The 15,213-nt window shown below is 72.1% G+C and carries 14 protein-coding genes; 6 read left to right on the top strand and 8 right to left on the bottom strand.

Features of this window, described 5'->3' with window-relative positions; all coding sequences use genetic code 11:
- Window positions 1-2: 2 nt before the first annotated feature.
- Window positions 3-461, top strand: a complete 459-nt coding sequence (locus tag BOQ63_RS07050; RefSeq protein ID WP_143174660.1) for a hypothetical protein — start codon at window positions 3-5, stop codon at window positions 459-461.
- Here BOQ63_RS07050 and BOQ63_RS07045 read toward each other — a convergent pair.
- From BOQ63_RS07045 to BOQ63_RS07025, 5 genes are all read right to left on the bottom strand, one after another.
- The gene (locus BOQ63_RS07045) at window positions 454-765 is read right to left on the bottom strand and encodes a DnaB-like helicase C-terminal domain-containing protein (RefSeq protein WP_072653723.1); all 312 of its coding nucleotides are present in this window, start codon (window positions 763-765) and stop codon (window positions 454-456) included. The two genes, BOQ63_RS07050 and BOQ63_RS07045, sit on opposite strands and share 8 nt — an antisense overlap.
- Window positions 766-845: 80 nt before the next feature.
- Entirely contained in the window at window positions 846-2,126 is a 1,281-nt protein-coding gene (locus BOQ63_RS07040; RefSeq protein ID WP_191093640.1) for a helicase associated domain-containing protein, read from the bottom strand.
- 152 nt (window positions 2,127-2,278) lie between these two features.
- Window positions 2,279-2,608, bottom strand: coding sequence for a hypothetical protein (locus BOQ63_RS07035; protein ID WP_141763811.1), 330 nt, complete (start codon window positions 2,606-2,608; stop codon window positions 2,279-2,281).
- A 583-nt stretch (window positions 2,609-3,191) separates the two neighbouring features.
- Window positions 3,192-3,815, bottom strand: a complete 624-nt coding sequence (locus BOQ63_RS07030) for a type IV toxin-antitoxin system AbiEi family antitoxin domain-containing protein (RefSeq protein WP_167395671.1) — start codon at window positions 3,813-3,815, stop codon at window positions 3,192-3,194.
- Between the two features lie 405 nt (window positions 3,816-4,220).
- Window positions 4,221-4,700: a MarR family winged helix-turn-helix transcriptional regulator gene (locus BOQ63_RS07025; RefSeq protein WP_046387077.1), complete on the bottom strand. Its 480-nt coding sequence runs from the start codon at window positions 4,698-4,700 to the stop codon at window positions 4,221-4,223.
- Between the two features lie 193 nt (window positions 4,701-4,893).
- Between BOQ63_RS07025 and BOQ63_RS07020 the strand changes: the two genes are divergently transcribed.
- On the top strand, window positions 4,894-5,844 hold the full coding sequence (locus BOQ63_RS07020; protein ID WP_167395670.1) for a saccharopine dehydrogenase NADP-binding domain-containing protein: 951 nt from the start codon (window positions 4,894-4,896) through the stop codon (window positions 5,842-5,844).
- A gap of 5 nt (window positions 5,845-5,849) precedes the next feature.
- On the top strand, window positions 5,850-6,587 hold the full coding sequence (locus BOQ63_RS07015; RefSeq protein ID WP_030558226.1) for an MBL fold metallo-hydrolase: 738 nt from the start codon (window positions 5,850-5,852) through the stop codon (window positions 6,585-6,587).
- A 177-nt stretch (window positions 6,588-6,764) separates the two neighbouring features.
- Here BOQ63_RS07015 and BOQ63_RS07010 read toward each other — a convergent pair whose 3' ends face one another.
- A complete protein-coding gene (locus tag BOQ63_RS07010; protein ID WP_030558224.1) occupies window positions 6,765-7,337 on the bottom strand; it encodes an RICIN domain-containing protein in 573 nt (190 codons plus the stop codon).
- Window positions 7,338-8,450: 1,113 nt separating this feature from the next.
- Between BOQ63_RS07010 and BOQ63_RS07005 the strand changes: the two genes are divergently transcribed.
- The gene (locus BOQ63_RS07005) at window positions 8,451-8,714 is read left to right on the top strand and encodes a hypothetical protein (protein ID WP_046386466.1); all 264 of its coding nucleotides are present in this window, start codon (window positions 8,451-8,453) and stop codon (window positions 8,712-8,714) included.
- A gap of 779 nt (window positions 8,715-9,493) precedes the next feature.
- On the opposite strand, the gene BOQ63_RS07000 is transcribed toward BOQ63_RS07005, so the two are convergent.
- A complete protein-coding gene (locus tag BOQ63_RS07000; RefSeq protein ID WP_198429405.1) occupies window positions 9,494-10,354 on the bottom strand; it encodes a helix-turn-helix domain-containing protein in 861 nt (286 codons plus the stop codon).
- Window positions 10,355-10,577: 223 nt separating this feature from the next.
- Between BOQ63_RS07000 and BOQ63_RS06995 the strand changes: the two genes are divergently transcribed.
- Both BOQ63_RS06995 and BOQ63_RS06990 read left to right on the top strand, forming a co-directional pair.
- Window positions 10,578-11,429, top strand: coding sequence for an NAD(P)H-binding protein (locus BOQ63_RS06995; protein ID WP_072653720.1), 852 nt, complete (start codon window positions 10,578-10,580; stop codon window positions 11,427-11,429).
- A gap of 810 nt (window positions 11,430-12,239) precedes the next feature.
- On the top strand, window positions 12,240-12,410 hold the full coding sequence (locus BOQ63_RS06990; RefSeq protein ID WP_078938848.1) for a DUF1330 domain-containing protein: 171 nt from the start codon (window positions 12,240-12,242) through the stop codon (window positions 12,408-12,410).
- On the opposite strand, the gene BOQ63_RS06985 is transcribed toward BOQ63_RS06990, so the two are convergent.
- The gene (locus tag BOQ63_RS06985; RefSeq protein ID WP_030558219.1) at window positions 12,407-15,172 is read right to left on the bottom strand and encodes a M4 family metallopeptidase; all 2,766 of its coding nucleotides are present in this window, start codon (window positions 15,170-15,172) and stop codon (window positions 12,407-12,409) included. The two genes, BOQ63_RS06990 and BOQ63_RS06985, sit on opposite strands and share 4 nt — an antisense overlap.
- Between the last annotated feature and the right edge of the window lie 41 nt (window positions 15,173-15,213).

Raw genomic sequence — 15,213 nt, 5'->3', positions numbered from 1 at the left:
GCATGTTGAAGTTCCGCAAAGTAGCTCGGCGAACCGTCGCCGCAACTGCCGCTGCAGTCGCGTTCGCTGGAGGTACCGCGCTTACTGCAGGTACTGCCTACGCCAGCCCGACGACCTACTGCCACTTCCGGACTGCAGTCAATGTCAGTGGAGTCGATCTGAAGCCCGGCATTTGCATCACCTCCGACCAGTCCGCCAGCTGGGTGGTAATGGTGGGTGGATCCTCGCAGCTCCCGAGCGGCGCGCATGTGGTGTTCGCCATGAACAAGGTCGTCAACGGCCAGGCGGTACCGCAGTTCTACGAAAACGGAGCAACCTGCTCCGGGCCCGGCGGCTGCTCCTACACGCCCTGGCAAGGAGGTGTTCAGCCAGGAAACTACTACAACGTCTCGATGTCCTGGGTAGACGGAAATGGTGTCTGGCACGGAAACGTCCAGTCGCCGACCTACTGGCTCAGCTGACCCACACGACTGGTCCCAACCGTCCGGGCGCGGCCACGCTTCCACAGGCCCAGCAACGTCCTCGCGCTGCTGGGCTGCGGTGGTGGACCAGCAGGAGGATGGTCTCCGCAGAGAGCAGGCGCATGCCGATCTCGTCGCAGACCATCCCAAGGCTGTAGATCACGGCGGACAGGCCATGGAGGAAGGAGCAGGCCCGCAGAATGGTGAGCGCGAGGGTGCTCTTGCCGTGGGCGGGCCGGCTGCTGGACAGGGCCAGCTCCAGCCGGGGCACGCCGGCGGGGTCCGGCTGGGTGGTGTCGGTCATCGCGCGGTGCCTCCAAGGGTCGGGGACGGACGGCCGTCCCGGGCTGCGTGGGCCGGGACGGCGGGGTGTACGGGGCAGGGTCAGCCGGTGACGGTCTCGGCGTGCCGGTAGAGGGCGTACAAGAGCGCGGTCTGCTGGTCCGTCAGCTTCCCGTCGATGCGGGCGTTGTCCTGCTTGCGCAGCCAGGTACCGGGCCTAAACGCCGGGTCCGCCTCGCCGCCAGTGCGGTTGGCGGGGCCGTCCAGGGTTCCGCCGGCGGCGAGGTAGGCGAGCAGGCGGCGGTAGGAGCGGTTCCAGTCCGGCTCCAGGCGCCACAACTCGTCCAGCGCGTCGAGCTTGGCGCCCTGGTCGGCGCCGAGGTTCTCGGCCTTGCGCTGACGGCGCATCCAGGCGCCGACCGCGTAGCCGTCCAGCTTCTCGGTGGCGGGGATGGCGAGGTGGCCGTGGTGGGCGGCCCAGGCGCGGGCGTAGGCGTAGCCGCGTTCCCAGGCGTTGGTGTGCTTAGACCAGATCATGCCGAGCGCGTCCAGCTCCGAGACGCGCGCGGCATCGAGGAGGCCTTGGCCTTTGAGGTAGCGCTGGCGGTCGAGCCAGGAGATCAGCTCGCCGTGCTTCTCGCGGTCGGTGGGGTCGAGGTGGCCGTGCTCGAGGTGGAACCTGGCGGCGACGGCGTGCATGCGCTGCCACTCCGTCGCCCGCGGGTTGAAGGCCCGCAGCTTCACCGTCTGGAGGATCCGCGCCGCGTGCCGGCGGGCGTCGATCCGCAGCCAGTCGACCGGCGACCGCTCCGCGGCCAGCTGCTGCTCGCCCGCCCCGGCCTCTGCGGCCGCGCCGTCCTCAGAGACCTGCGCCATGGCGTGCTGGGGCTGGGCGCGGTGGGCACGCAGCTCGGTGATCCGGCCCACGACGCGGGCGTCGTGGGCGGCCAGGGCGCGCAGGACGCGCAGGACGCGCCAGATCGTGCGGAACGAGCTGGCTTCGATCTCGGTGTCGGCTTCGGCCTTCACCGCCTCACCGGCGTCGTGGATCTCGGCCGGGTCCGCGGCCGCCGTGTCGTCCCCGATCAGCGGCGTCGGGAGGTAGACGGGGATGATGACCCAGGAGACCTTGCCCTGCCGGTAGGACAGGCGCAGCGTGCGGCCGACGGCCTGGACGATGTCGATCACCGAGCTCTTGGGGTCGGCGAAGCAGACCGCGTCCACGGCGGCGACGTCGATCCCCTCCGTCAGCAGCCGGCTGTTGCAGAGGATGCCGCACTCTTCGCCGTCGTCGCCGGTGTGGGCCTTGAACTCCGGCGATGGCGCCCGGCGGGCCGGGCCGGCGAGCGGGGGCAGGTCGACGACCACAGGCACGTCGACCACGGCGGCGACACCGCTCGAGCGTGCCGCAGGCCGGACACGCACCCGGCGCCGCCGACACCCCCGGCCTCACCGCCGTCCAGTCCCTCACTCAGGTAGAACACTGGCCTGTCCTGCTCGCGCCAAGGGGGCCCTCGTTCCGGTGACGCTCGGGGTCAGCTGCCGCCCGTGTCCTTCAGGCGGGCGTCCCGGCCGCCGTCGGTCAGCTCCGCCCACCGCTCGTACTCCTGACGGACATACGGCCGCGCCGATTCCTCCCACCTGGAGGAGCCCGGCCCGGCCGGGCCCAGGACGAACCGCCCGTCGGCCAGGTCGAAGGCGACCAGCTCGTACGCCGTGCGCGCGGCCTCCGCGGCGTCGCACTCCTCACCGCTCTCCAGTGCCAGCCGGTCGGCCAGCGCTGCCCGGCGCAGCCGGAACTCGCGTTCCAGGGAGGCGCGCGGGTACTGGCCGCTGTGCCTGAGCGCGGTCTGCAGGCGGGTCACGGCGGTGTTCTCGGCCGCCGGTCCCAGGGCGGCGGCGTACGCGCTCTCCGGTAAGGGGGCCTCGGATCGCGCGCCCGCGCGGGGATCGTGCCCAATCAACTGCGACAGCTCCTCAGATCGTCGTGGCGAAGGCCGGTCCTGTCTTCGACCGGCCGCCCAGATTACCTTCCGCGTTCATCCGATGACGGCATGTCTACTAGCCAGTAGGAGGTGAGGAGATCAGGTGCCTTCTCCGCGCGAGCGCGGCGGCGTCCGACAAGAAGCAGCGCCCCTTCCGTCACCGCCGCGAGCCAGCGCTCGAACGGAGCGTCGCCCGCGGTCAACAGCCGTGAAGAGTGACGTGGCCGAGGAGCGGTCGGCCACGTGACCCCCGGTCGGCCCCGGCGGTGTCCGGGGGCGGCGGTACGCTGCCCGGCCCCGAGAGGGCGCAGGAGGCCGCCACCGCCGGTGGCGGCCTTCCGGCATCTCAGACAGGGACGGCAATGACACGGTAGTCCGGGTGCCGCACCCGGCGATGTCGCTCGACCAACCGGCGGTGAGGCGAGGGCAGGGTCGCGAACCCGCCGCCGGCGGGGCCAGCGGGTCAGCCGTCCAGTCTTGCGTACAGGCCGCGGCCCGGGCGCTGCGCCCGGCCGGCCTTGGTCAGGCGTTCCAGCATGGTGCGCACCGCGTTCACGGTGTCCGCCGACTCGTCGACTCCCAGTCGGGCGGTCACCTCCCGGGCGCGCAGCGGTCCGGGGGTGTCGGCCAGCACGCTCAGGACGCTGTCGGAGGTGGCACCGGTCGTTCGCCGCCTGGGCGCGGGCGCAGCCGTTTCGCTCTTGTCCGGGGCCGGCTCGGCGCCGGTCTGCACCGGCCTGGTGCCCGTGGCTGCGGCCGTCTTCTTCGCGCCGGTGCGCGGCCGCGCGCCGCCGGCGGTCTTCTTCGCCGCGGTCTTCTTCGCGGGGGCCGCCTTCTTTCCTGTGGCCGTCTTCGCAGGGGCCGCCTTCTTGGCGGTGGCCTTCTTCGCCGTCTTCGTGACCGTGTCCGTGCCCGAGGTGCCCTCTTCGGCCAGCTCCCCGCCCCGGTCCAGCGCCGCCCCGGCTTCGGCCGCGAGCTGCTGCGGCCGGACCCCAGCGATGGCGTGCGCCTTTGGCCGGGTGCTGCCCGCCGGTGTGGTGTCCTGCGAGGTCGGCAGTCCGGCCAGGGCAACCGCGAGACCAGCCACCACTTCTGACCGCCGGTGCGTCCTCCGCGCCGCCCGCACATCCTGCGCCGCCTGCCCCGCCCGTTCCCCGGGCCGAGGCAGGCGGTGCAGCGACGGAGCGACGGAGCGACGGAGCGACGCCGGCCCGACGTCGGCGGCCCGCACGCAGTTCCGCAGGGTCTCGTGATTGACCCCGATCTCCTTCGTGACCGCCGCGAACGTGCACCGGCCCCCCGAGGCCCGGTACAGCACGACGGCATCAACCACCCGGTCCGCAAGCGGAGACGGCATGGCGCGGGTGCACGACATCTCGCGCGAACCGGTAGCCGTACGGCGGGGGGTCGGCCGCGGTGGCCGTTCGCGGGAAAAGAGCACCCGCCCTATCGGGACGGCTGAACCGGGTCCCGGCTCCGGTCGCCGGAACGGCTACCGGGGGAAGCGGTTGCGGACGGTCCGGGCGACGTCGGTGCCTTCGAGCAGCGTGTGCAGCAGGCCGCTGAGGGTGGCGATGTCCGCGGCCGAGAGCGGTTCGGCCATCGCGGCGGCGATCCGGCCGGTCGCTTCGCCGAGCCGGTCGGCCAGGGACCGGCCTTCGGCGGTGAGTTCGAGCAGGACGGCGCGCTTGTCCTGCTCGTGGGGGAGACGGCTGACCAGGCCCCGTTGGACCAGCGAGTCGACCAGCCGGCTCGGGCTGCCCTGCTCGCACACGAGCAGACGGCCGAGGGCGGCGAGGGTGACGGGCTGGTGCTCCGCCAGCACGTCGAGCACCTCGGCCTGGGGCGGCGTCAGGCCCAGCGGGCGCAGGGCTTCGCCGAACCGGCGGCTGCCCTCGCGCTGGGCCGCCAGCAGGAGGTAGCGCAGCTCGTCGTGGGCGGCCCTGGAGGAGTGGCTGCGGTCGGCGGTCATGCGCGCTCCTTTGCTCTCGGCGGCTCCGGGGTCCGTCTGGTCCGCCTGGCGGCTCGGTCCGCCGCCCGAGTAGGGGGAAGCCAGTATATCAATGGCACGACATTGATGTCGCGACATCAATGACACAACATCGATGTTGTGTCATGATGTCTCGGTCGGCGGGAAGGCCCCGTCGGCGGGAAGGGGCATGGTCATGCGTAGTGACTTCGTGGTCCTCGGCGCCTCCGGCACCACCGGTGGCCTGATCACCGAGGAACTGGTCCGGCGGGGTCGGCGGGTCGTGCTCGCGGGCCGGAACGCCGCGCGGCTGGCGCGGACCGCGGCCCGGTTCGAGGCCGGGGCGGTGTCGGTTCTGGCGGTGGACCTGGCGGACCCCGCCTCGCTGATCGCAGCAGCCGGTGCGGGCAGGGTGCTGGTCAACACGGTCGGTCCGTTCGCCCGGCTGGCCCCGCCGGTGGTGGCGGCCTGCCTGGACACCGGCACCGCCTACCTCGACCTCGCCAACGAACGGGCAGCCGTGCGCGCCCTGCTCGACCGGGACGCCGAGGCCCGCGAACGCGACGCCACCCTGGTCACCGGAGCCGGGTTCGGCCCGGCCGCCACCGAGGCACTGGTGCTGGCCCTGCTGGGGACGGGCGTCGACGCGACCGCGGTGAAGGTCGCCACCGCCCCCCACAGCGCCCACGACACCGACGGTGTGCGCGGAACCGTCGCCGAGGCCATGGCCGAGGGGGCCACCCGCTACCGGGCCGGTGAACTGGTGCGCGCGCCGCTCGGCGAGGGCGCCACCACCCTCACCTTCGGCGGCGCCGCCCGGACCGTGATCCCCGTACCGGTCGGCGACCTGGAGGCGACGCGGGAGGCGAGCGGTGCACCGGAGGTCACCGCGTACGCGGTGCCGCGCGGCGCGGGAACGGACGACGGCCGCTCCCACGCCTACGCGGAACTCACCGACGCGGACGGGCGGGTGCACACCGCGCAGCTCAGCACCGGCGAGGGGTTCGCGTTCACCACGGCGGTCGCCGTCGCGACCGCCACCCGCCTCCTCGACGGCCCGCCGCCCGGCGCCTGGACGGCGGCGCGGCTGCTCGGCGCCGAACCGATCGCGTCCCTGCCCGGCACCACGATCCAGCTGGGCCGGTGAGCCCGATGACCACCGTGCACCGCCTGGGCGACCACCTGGTCAACTTCTACCTGGTCGACACCGGGCCCGCCCTCCTGCTGGTCGACGCCGGACTGCCCGCGCACTGGGACGGCCTCCGAACCGCGCTGCGCGACCTCGGCCGCCCGGTCACCGACATCGCGGCGGTGCTGGTCACCCACGGCCACCCCGACCACGTCGGCGTCGCCGAGCAGGTCCGTGCCGCCTCCGGCGCCGAGATCTGGGTGCACGAGTCCGACGCGCCGATCCTGACCGAGCCCCGACGGCTGAACAAGGTCTGGACCCCGGAGCGTTCGCTGCTCGGCTACGCGGTCCGCCGCCCGAACAGCCTGCGCGCGCCGCTGCACCTGGCCCGGGGCGGCGCCCTGCGCATCCCGCCGGTCCGCAGCCTGCGCACCTTCACCCACGACCGGCAACTCGACCTGCCCGGCGCGCCGCTCGCGATCCACACGCCCGGCCACACGCACGGCAGCACCAGCTACCTCTTCCCGGACGCCTCCGTCGCCTTCACCGGCGACGCCCTGGTCACCCACGACGCGGTGGCCGGCCGGGTCGGACCGTGCGTCATCTGCCGGGCCTTCACCCAGGACAGCACGACCGCGCTGGCCTCACTGGAGAAGATCGCCGAACACGACATCGCCACCGTGCTTCCGGGCCACGGCGAAGCCTGGACGGACGGCCTGGCACGGGCCGCGCGGCAGGCGGTGGCCGGCGGAATCCGTTAAGGGCCGCCAGGGAGATCCTGCCGGGCGCCCGACGCCGCACACCGATCCGACCATTCCGAACCGCCAGGAGGCCCTGCTGTTGTGAACGCCGTTCCTGCCGTGGGATCGCCCCGGCAGGAACGGCGTTCGTTTGAGCAAGCCCGCCGAACGGTGAGCGGCAGGCTGCTCGGAAGCGGCCTAACTCACGATCCAAACCTGGGCCGCCGCCGGGCGTGCGTCGCCGCAACTCCACTGGATGAGCTGGCTGCCGGCACCGCCGACCGTGTCGAGGCACAGATTGGTGCCCACGTGCCTGAACTTCGCGCCGATCTTCTGGTCGACGATCACGGCGGTCTCGACCCACTGTTCCGACGCCAGCCCGTCACAGAGGTACTCGTCGACGGCCTCGCCCGGAACGCTGGTGCCGTTGTTGACCTCGGCGCAGTACCCGCTCGCCTGATTCACCAGGTAGTAGGTGTCCGCCGAACCGGCCGACACGAACGCCCAGTTCTGCGTGCTGGAGCCGTTGCAGTTGGCCAGCTGAAGTCTGACGTTGAGCACCCCGCCGGGCGCGTCCACGCATTGGCTGTAGGCCATGTTCTTGATCGTGTGATAGCTACTCGCGGCAGCGGCGGCTGTGACACGGGCGGACACTCCCGCCGTAGAGTCCGGCGTCGGCACGGCGGCACTCGCTCCCGTCGCCAACGTGACCATGCCCGCGCAGCTCAGAAACGTCGCCGCCAGGACGGTGATCCTGTTCTGGATCTTCATCGTCGCAACTCCTATGATTTGTCGGAAACCCGATTTCGTCTCGCTCGTGGACAGTGTGTTCCGGCGGTTGGAAAAGGCTCACTGCCTGCGGGTGGGATCGACCATGCGAGTTCCCTTCGGGGCCAGCTGGCCACGTAACAAGGTTTGCGGTTCGGCTGGTTGTTGTGCAGCCCATTTTTCGCCGATTATGCAAGCCTTCTCCCCCTGCGCCAGGAGCACCACCGTTTGACTTGTCGAACGGAAACCCGATTTCGTCTCGCTCGTGGACAGTGTTCCGGCGAAAGCGCGCAGTCGCCCTCTGTTCCGCTCAGCGGACCAGCCATCGCTTCCTGGCTTGTTCCTCTACGTCCGAACCAACGCGAGAGGTTGGAAAAGGCTCACTGATCCAATCGGTCACCAAGGAGGTCGTGCTCACAGGAAGCGGGAAAGGCAGTTGCATCGGCGCCATACTGGCACCGAGAGCGCCGCCCGCGCCCGCTACGGCAAAGTCCGCCTCCTGTGGCCACCACCCCCAGAACCCCCTGACCGCCGCCGCCCGCCCCACCCACACGAGCGGCCGGCACCAGCCGGACGCGAGAACAAGAGCACAGCGCAGCGCCCGACCACACCGACCAACGCCCCCCACCACCACAACCACCACCACCAGGCAGGGGCCCCGGGAAGGTAAGTCCGGGTGGTGAGTTCGGCCCGTTACCCCCGATGAGCAGCGCAAACAGGCGGCAAGCGGAGACGGAGGCCGGTGGCCGAACCGCACCGCGGACCGAACCCCCAGCCGGATCCCGTGCCGAACGACGAGCCGAACCCCCGGCCGAACAAGGCGCACGGCGCGTCGGCGACGGCAGGGCCGAGTGAGGCAGGGCCTTGCCCATGTTGGCGCAGCGGATAGGGCCCGGGGTCGCGGGGGGTGTGCGATTCGGGCAGAAGGAACGAGGCGATCCGCCGCGCGTCCTGGTGGAAACGCGCGTCTGACTCAACGAGCGGACTTGGCCGAAGGCACGCGCGCGACGGCCCGGCCCCGGACGAAGCAGGAGTGCAGGCCCGCACGTGAGCTGACGGCCCTGTGGTCACGGGTGCTTGTCGTACCGCTCGTCAGTGCCGGTCGTTGTACCGAGCATGGCGATCGCAGAACGGAACTGGTGGACGCGGGCGCGGGTGCGTTTCCTGGAGGAAGTCGACGTCCAGACGGTGCACCCACGGCGCCGGCGGGTCTTCCGGCGGGGGGAGGAGGAGGTGATGGTCCAGTGGGGCCTCGCCGGACGCCGGGTGGACCGGGGCATCTGGTGGACAAGCATCGACGTCAACGGCGCGTACATCGTGATGGCCCCCTCGGTCGAGGTCCTCGAAGTACTGGAGGAACAGCCGCCCACCAGCTGGTGAACCGGTGGTGGTGAACCGGCGGGCGCGCATCCCGAGGTCCCGGGATGCGCGCCCGCGTGCCACTACGGAAAGGGGGGAGCCGCAGGTGCTCGGCCACTGTAGCGGACCGCAGCCATGACAAAACAGAGCGTCAGGAAGACGGAGGGCGCCCAGCACGGGGCGTCCCACCGAGCGGTGGCGTCCGGTAGACCGGGCCGGGCCGGGCCGGCGATGCCCGGGTTCCACGACGCACCACCCCGCCGAACACCGGGCCGTCCCCGGCGGCCCAGCCGGGGACCGCGAAGGCCGCCAGGCCGCCGGGCAGGGCCCGGCAGCCAGCGCCGCAGGCCACCCCGACCCGACAGCGCACCACCAACACCCCCACCACCAGGAGGACAGGGGCGCGCAGAAAGGGTTGTCAGAATTTCCGGCCACCTTGGTGGGCCCTGTGAGCTGCGCAGATGCCACCCCGCGCCCGGGGCGGGGGTGCTGGCATCAGGAGCTACATCAGGAGTCACATCGGGAGCTACATCAGGAGCTGCATCGGGAGGCCCGGAAGGGCCGTTCCCGGGCCGTGTGGGGGCCGGCCGGACGGCGCGTCAGGGGCGCGGTGATCGCCGTCAGGGGCCGCCTGTGGGGCATCGATCGGGCCAGGGGGGCGGTGTCGGATCCGGTCGGCGTCGACAGTCCAACCGGACCGTGATGACGCTGTTTGAACCTCCCCAGGTGGTGCTGGTGGGTGACCCAAACCTGCTGGGCTTGGTTCACCACCCTTCGGGTGGTGACGCGGTGTCCAAGGCTCAGGCGGTCCCCAGGCCGCGATCCTTCGCGTGGGCGGGTGAGCCGGGGGTCGGCGAGGTCATGTCCTGGAGGCCGAGGACGGTCAGGAGCCGGAGCTTGTCGGCGGCTTCGCTGTCGGGGGCGGCGGTGAAGACGATGATGCGCAGGTCCGCGCCATGGAGGGTGAGCACGTCGCAGTCGAGTTCGATCGCGCCGACCTGGGGGTGGTCGATGGTTTTACGCCCGCTGGCGTGGTGGGCGACGGCGGAACCGTCCCACAGTCGGGCGAAGTCGGTGTTCGACCGGCGCAGGTCGCGGATCATGGCGGCCAGTTGGCGGTCGGCCGGGTAACGGGAGGCGACGTCGCGCAGGTCGGCGACCAGGGAGGCCCGGTGCTCCTCCGGGTCGGGGTGCCGGATCCTGCCGGGGTCGTTGTGGAAGATGCGCCAGACCAGGTTCGTCTCGCGGCCGGCGCGGCGTCGCGTCTCGCCGTGCAGGGCCGCCCACAGGTCGTTGTGCTCCAGCAGGGTCCAGGCCGCGTCGAAGACCGCGATCGGCACGTCGGCCAGGCGGCTGAGCAGCCGCTGCACGTCGGGGCCGATCAGCTGGGGGACGGTCCCGTCGAGCTCGGCGGCGTGGCCGGCGAGCCGGCACGCCAGCGTGAACTCGGCGTCGGTCAGGCGCAGGGCGCGCGACAACGCCCGCAGGACGTCGGCACTGGGGTGCGCGCGGCCCTGTTCGAGGCGTTTGACGTAGTCGGGCGATACACCGGCCAGCCACCCCACCTCCTCGCGCCGCAACCCCGGGGTGCGGCGGGCGCCGCGGGCGAAGGGAGAACCGACGTCTTCCGGGCGGACCCTGGCACGCCAGGAACGCAACATCGCCGCCAGATCCGGTCCCTCGCTCACAGCTGCATTCTCGATGGTCACGGCCCTGATTGTCGACGTGCCGCCGGGCTCCTCGGGTGGCCCAACCTGGGCCACGCTGCCCGGACTCCCGCGGGCCAGACTCGATCCGGGACCGCGACGGCGACCTGCCCTGGTAACCGGGCCGCTACCCGCTCATCCATCGCTCCACCACCCATCGGTCCCGAAAGGATCCGTCATGTCCTCCTTCCTCGTCATCGGAGCCACCGGAAACGTCGGCAGCGCCCTGATCCCCCAGCTCCACGAGCAGGGCCACCACGTGCGGGCCCTGGTCCGCAGCGCCTCGCGCGCCGAACTGATCCCGGCCGGCATCGACATCGCCATCGGCGACCTGGACGACGCCGAGAGCCTGACCGAGGCTGCCAGCGGCGTCGACGGCGTCTTCTTCATGCAGCTCGCCCCGCTGCCCGCACAGGCCGAGAACATGATCAAGGCCGCCCGCACCGCCGGAGTGCGCAAGATCGTGGTGCTGTCCTCCATCGGTACCGTCCTGGAACCGCTGCCCGTGATCGGAGCCAGGATCGCCGCCCGCGACCAGGTCTTCCGCGACTCCGGGCTCGACGTCACCTACCTGCGCGCCAACGCCCTGATGTCGAACTCGCTGTGGTGGCTGCCCACGATCCGCGACGAGGGCCGCGTCTACGACGCGAGCGACCCCGGCAAGACCGTGCCCGTCGACACCTTCGACATCGCCCGCGTCGCCGCCGTCGCACTCACCCAGGACGGCCACGCCGGCCGCGCCTACATCCTGAACGGCCCGCAGGCGCTCACCGCCCGCGAGCAGGTGGAGATCCTCGCCGACGTCCTGGGGCGGCCGATCGAGTTCGTGCCGGTCACCCCCGAACAGTTCGCCCAGCACAGCATCGAGCAGGGCATCCCGCCCGAGATGGCCGCAGCTGTGCAGAACCTCAACGAGCTCTTCCGCGCCGGACGCGCCGGAGTCATCAGCGACGACATCACCAACCTCACCGGCGTCGCCCCGCGGACCTTCCGCCAGTGGTGCGAGGAACACGCAGGCGAATTCCACTAAGACGCCGCGACGGACGGCCCCGGGGCCATGACCGGCCGCCGTCCGAGTTTCGGCGACGCGCCAAGCATCGACGCCATAGGCAGGGAGATCAGGCGCACCCGAGCACCCGGAATGTTCCCCAGCGCACAGATCACCAGGGCCCGGCGAACTTCGGTCGCCGGGCCCTCAACACGCCGCTGCCCCCTGCCAAGACCCCTCACTTCGTTGCCCAGTGGACGATCTGAGGCGGCCAGCATCCTTGGTGAATTTCGACCATCCTCATCAACCGGGGGAGGGCCTGGCGGAGGATCGCCGCCGGTCCGGACAGACGGAGCCCGGGGGCGTCCGGCGTTCGCCGGGCGCTCACCAACCATCACGGCCCCGCAGGGTCAGACCCCTGCCGACCGGACCGTCACCCACCACCGCCCCACCACCTACCAGCAAGCCGGGGAAAGGAACGGACAGAAGGGGTTGTCGCATTTTCCCCCCGTCCAAAAGCGGCCGCTGAGCTGCGGAAACGCGCGAACGCGGCCAGAAGCGGCGGGATACGTACGGTGGTGCCGTCGGTGCCGCCTACGGTGGCACCTGCGGTGGTGCCTACGTGGAACCAGCGCGGAACCGGGGGGAGCGCCGTGGGTCGGCCGGTCGACGCGGACGGCTTCGCCGGACGCACCGAAGAACCACCGGCCCGCCGCAGGCGCGAGGCCCGAACCGAACCGACCGACCCACCTCCACCACCAGGACAAAGGACAGAAGAAGGGGTTGTCGGCATTTCCGGCCCACCCAAAACAGCCCCCGACATGCGGTGATGCCGTGCCGGGCAGGATCACCATGCACCCACAAGACCACTCACAAAACGCGGGCGCCGCGGGTGTCGAGTTCACCGACCGGGAGCGGGTGCGCGCGTGGTACGACTCCCCCGCGTACCGGGAGATCCTCCCGCTGCGCACCCGCCACATGGTCGCCGACGCGATCTTCGCCGACGGGGTGCCCGCGGGTTAACGGGGCGCGGACTCGCTGGCGCACTGAGCGCCGGCGGGGCGCTCGCGGGTGACGAGGTCGGTGCGTCCGGCGGTGGCGTCCAGCCACACGACGCGGGTGCCGCGATCGGCGACGGGCGAGTCCTGGGAGCCTCGGTCGCAGGAGACGCGCTCGGGGGCGCCGCCGGTGAGCGGGAGCTGCCACAGCTTGGCGGTCTGGGCGTTGGTCCAGTCGTCGTGGACCCGCCCGATGCGCGAGACGTAGGTGACCGCGCGCTCGGAGACGGTGAGCTGGTACGGCTCGGGGGCGGTGGAGTCGGCTGGCAGGAGGTCGGTGATGCCTGAACCGTCCAGGGCGCCGGAGCGGATCGTGGCGCGCCCGGTGGGCGGGGTCTGGACCCACAGCATGCGGCCGCCGGCCAGGTGGACGGCGTCGGCCAGGTTCTTCGGGTCGGCGGGCACGTACTGGGCGGTGACCTTGCCCTCGGCGAGCGAGTACGCGGTCGGCGCGTTGACGTAGTCCTGGCCGGACATCCAGTTCTCGGTCCAGGCGAGGACGCCGCCGTTCAGGTCGAGGCCGCCCACGCCGTGACCGGCGGGCAGCGGGATCACCGTCTCCGGGGAGCCGTCACCGTGGACGACGTGGATGCGGGTGGTGTCGGTGGTGAAGTCCCGGAGCGTGTAGACGATGTCGCCGCCGGCCGTGCGGATGTTCTGCGGCTCCTGCCGGGCGTCGTGGTAGATGCTGCGCACCGGGCCGGCGCCGGTCAGCGGCGCGCTCAGCAGCTCGTAGCCGAAGACGCCCTGGGCGTCTTTGCCGACGGCCTTCCACACCGCGTTCGTGCCGTCGGTGGCCGCCCAGCTGTGGTAGCGGCCGTCGTCGGGGCTCAGTCGCACCGGGGTGGCGCTGCCGGTGACGGTGCCGGTGTACAGGGCGGTGCTCTTGCGGGTGGCGTCGGCGTTGGCGAGCATCACCCAGTGACCGTCGGCGACCACCGGGGCGGCCATGTTGTTGGTGATGCCACTGAGCAGGACGTGGCTGTCCAGGCCGAGCTTGCGCTGCCAGCCGGCCTTGATGCCGTGGGCGTCGAACGCGGCGGCGACGGTGCGCAGCTGGGCGTGGGTCAGGCCACTGGCGCGGCCAGCGGCCAGGACGGCGTTGCGGCCGGCGACGAAGTCGTCGAGCGGGGTCATGTACTCGGTGAGCGCGCGGTAGATCACGCGGTCGGCGACCAGCGGGTCCAGGGTGCGCCGGATGTCCCACAGGGCTCCGCCGAAGATGGTGGAGTTGAGGTGCACGCCGCCGCTGTCGGTGCTCAGGGAGGCGCCGACGTAGTCGTCGACGGTGGTGTGGTGGTCGTCCAGGTGGCGGGTGGCGCAGGCCCGCGGGGTGCCGGTGCGGCACAGGCCCTCGCCCAGCAGCGCGGCCCTGGGGTCGTCCATCGCGATGCCGCGGGTGGTGACCTCGATGGCGTTGCCGAAGTAGTCGGCGAGCGCCTCGTCCATGGCGCCGGACTGGCCGAGGTAGGCGAAGTTGGCACTGTTGGTGATGACGCCGTGGGTCATCTCGTGGGCGGAGACGTCGAGGGCGGCGGCGAACGGGAAGTACTTGTCGTCGCCGCCGCCGTAGATCATCTTGCTGCCGTCCCAGTAGGCGTTGGGGAAGGCGCGCCCGCCGGCGGTGACTCCGGTGACGGAGACGATCGGGCTGTTCTTGCCGTCCAGGCTCAGACGGCCCAGGCGGTCGCGGTAGAAGTCGTAGACGATACCGGCGTTGACGTGCGCGTCGGTGGCGCCGTCGGTGCCGGTGGCGGCGGGGAAGTCGGGGGTCGGGGAGCTCGCGGGGTGGGCGTCGGCGGGGATGCGGTCGAAGTCGCCGACGTCGCGGCCGGCCGCGTCGTAGGTGGTGATCGCGGCGGGACGGGTGAGGTCGGTGAGCTGGTAACTGCCGTCCGCCTGGCGGGCGATGTTGACGCTCACGCTCTTGCCGTGGACGTCGGGGGCGGTGCCGGTGGCGGGGGTGACGGTGGCCGGGGCCGGGTCGGGGGCGGCCGCGGAGGGTGCGACGGCCTCGGGGCGGGCGGCGGCCGCGGAGGGGGTGCGGGCATCGTGGGCGAGGACGACGACGCCGGCGGTGGCATCCACGTAGACGTCACGGGTCAGGGGGGTGCCGTCGGCGCCGGCCCCGCGCACAGTGTAGTGGCGGGTCAGCTTCCCGGCGCCGTCGGGCAGGATCACCAGGCCGGCGTCATCGGCGGTGGCCTTGGCGCGGGCGGCGTCCGGCAGCGCGCCGAGCGCGGCGGTGCGCAGCAGCTCGTCCGCGACGGTGGGCTCGGTGGGGGCGGCGAGGCTGGTGAAGAACTTGCCGCCGACCGCCTCGACGTGCTGGGCCGCGCCGTCACCGGCGAGGTGGACGAGGTACTGGGCGCCGAGCACGGGGACGCCGCCCTCGTTCTGCTGGAATCTGACGGTGCGCCGTCCGTCGGGGCCGCTCTCGGTGCCGGCTTCGGCGAGCTGGGCGGGGTCGACCCGGTAACGGTCGCGGTGGGCGGCCAGGTGGGCGCGGGCGGCAGCGGCCGGGTCGCCGGGGGCGGGATCGCTCAGGCCGGTGACCAGCTGCGGGGCGGCGGTGTCCTGCCCGGTGACCACGCCGGGGACGGGGTCGCCGGCGGCCTGCGCGGGCGCGGTGTCGGCGGCGGCGGTCGGGACGGCCAGGGCGGCCAGGCTCAGGGCGGCGGCTATGCCGGCGCCGAGGGCCTTGGGCGTGCGGGCGTGACGGTGCACTGCGCTCCTCTCACGGAACGGGAACACGGGAATCGGCGGTG

It is taken from the genome of Streptomyces viridifaciens, assembly GCF_001888885.2.
Lineage (GTDB): Bacteria > Actinomycetota > Actinomycetes > Streptomycetales > Streptomycetaceae > Kitasatospora > Kitasatospora aureofaciens.
The sequence above is the reverse complement of the archived record's forward strand: the minus strand, read 5'-3'. Positions and strand labels throughout refer to the sequence as shown.

Excerpts from the sequence above, each read along its gene's own strand:
- BOQ63_RS07050 (WP_143174660.1), top strand. The coding sequence starts at position 3 with ATGTTGAAGTTCCGCAAAGTAGCTCGGCGAACCGTCGCCGCAACTGCC.
- BOQ63_RS07045 (WP_072653723.1), bottom strand. The coding sequence starts at position 765 with ATGACCGACACCACCCAGCCGGACCCCGCCGGCGTGCCCCGGCTGGAG.
- BOQ63_RS07025 (WP_046387077.1), bottom strand. The coding sequence starts at position 4,700 with ATGACCGCCGACCGCAGCCACTCCTCCAGGGCCGCCCACGACGAGCTG.
- BOQ63_RS07020 (WP_167395670.1), top strand. The coding sequence starts at position 4,894 with ATGCGTAGTGACTTCGTGGTCCTCGGCGCCTCCGGCACCACCGGTGGC.
- BOQ63_RS07015 (WP_030558226.1), top strand. The coding sequence starts at position 5,850 with ATGACCACCGTGCACCGCCTGGGCGACCACCTGGTCAACTTCTACCTG.
- BOQ63_RS07010 (WP_030558224.1), bottom strand. The coding sequence starts at position 7,337 with ATGAAGATCCAGAACAGGATCACCGTCCTGGCGGCGACGTTTCTGAGC.
- BOQ63_RS07005 (WP_046386466.1), top strand. The coding sequence starts at position 8,451 with ATGGCGATCGCAGAACGGAACTGGTGGACGCGGGCGCGGGTGCGTTTC.
- BOQ63_RS07000 (WP_198429405.1), bottom strand. The coding sequence starts at position 10,354 with ATGTTGCGTTCCTGGCGTGCCAGGGTCCGCCCGGAAGACGTCGGTTCT.
- BOQ63_RS06995 (WP_072653720.1), top strand. The coding sequence starts at position 10,578 with ATGTCCTCCTTCCTCGTCATCGGAGCCACCGGAAACGTCGGCAGCGCC.
- BOQ63_RS06990 (WP_078938848.1), top strand. The coding sequence starts at position 12,240 with ATGCACCCACAAGACCACTCACAAAACGCGGGCGCCGCGGGTGTCGAG.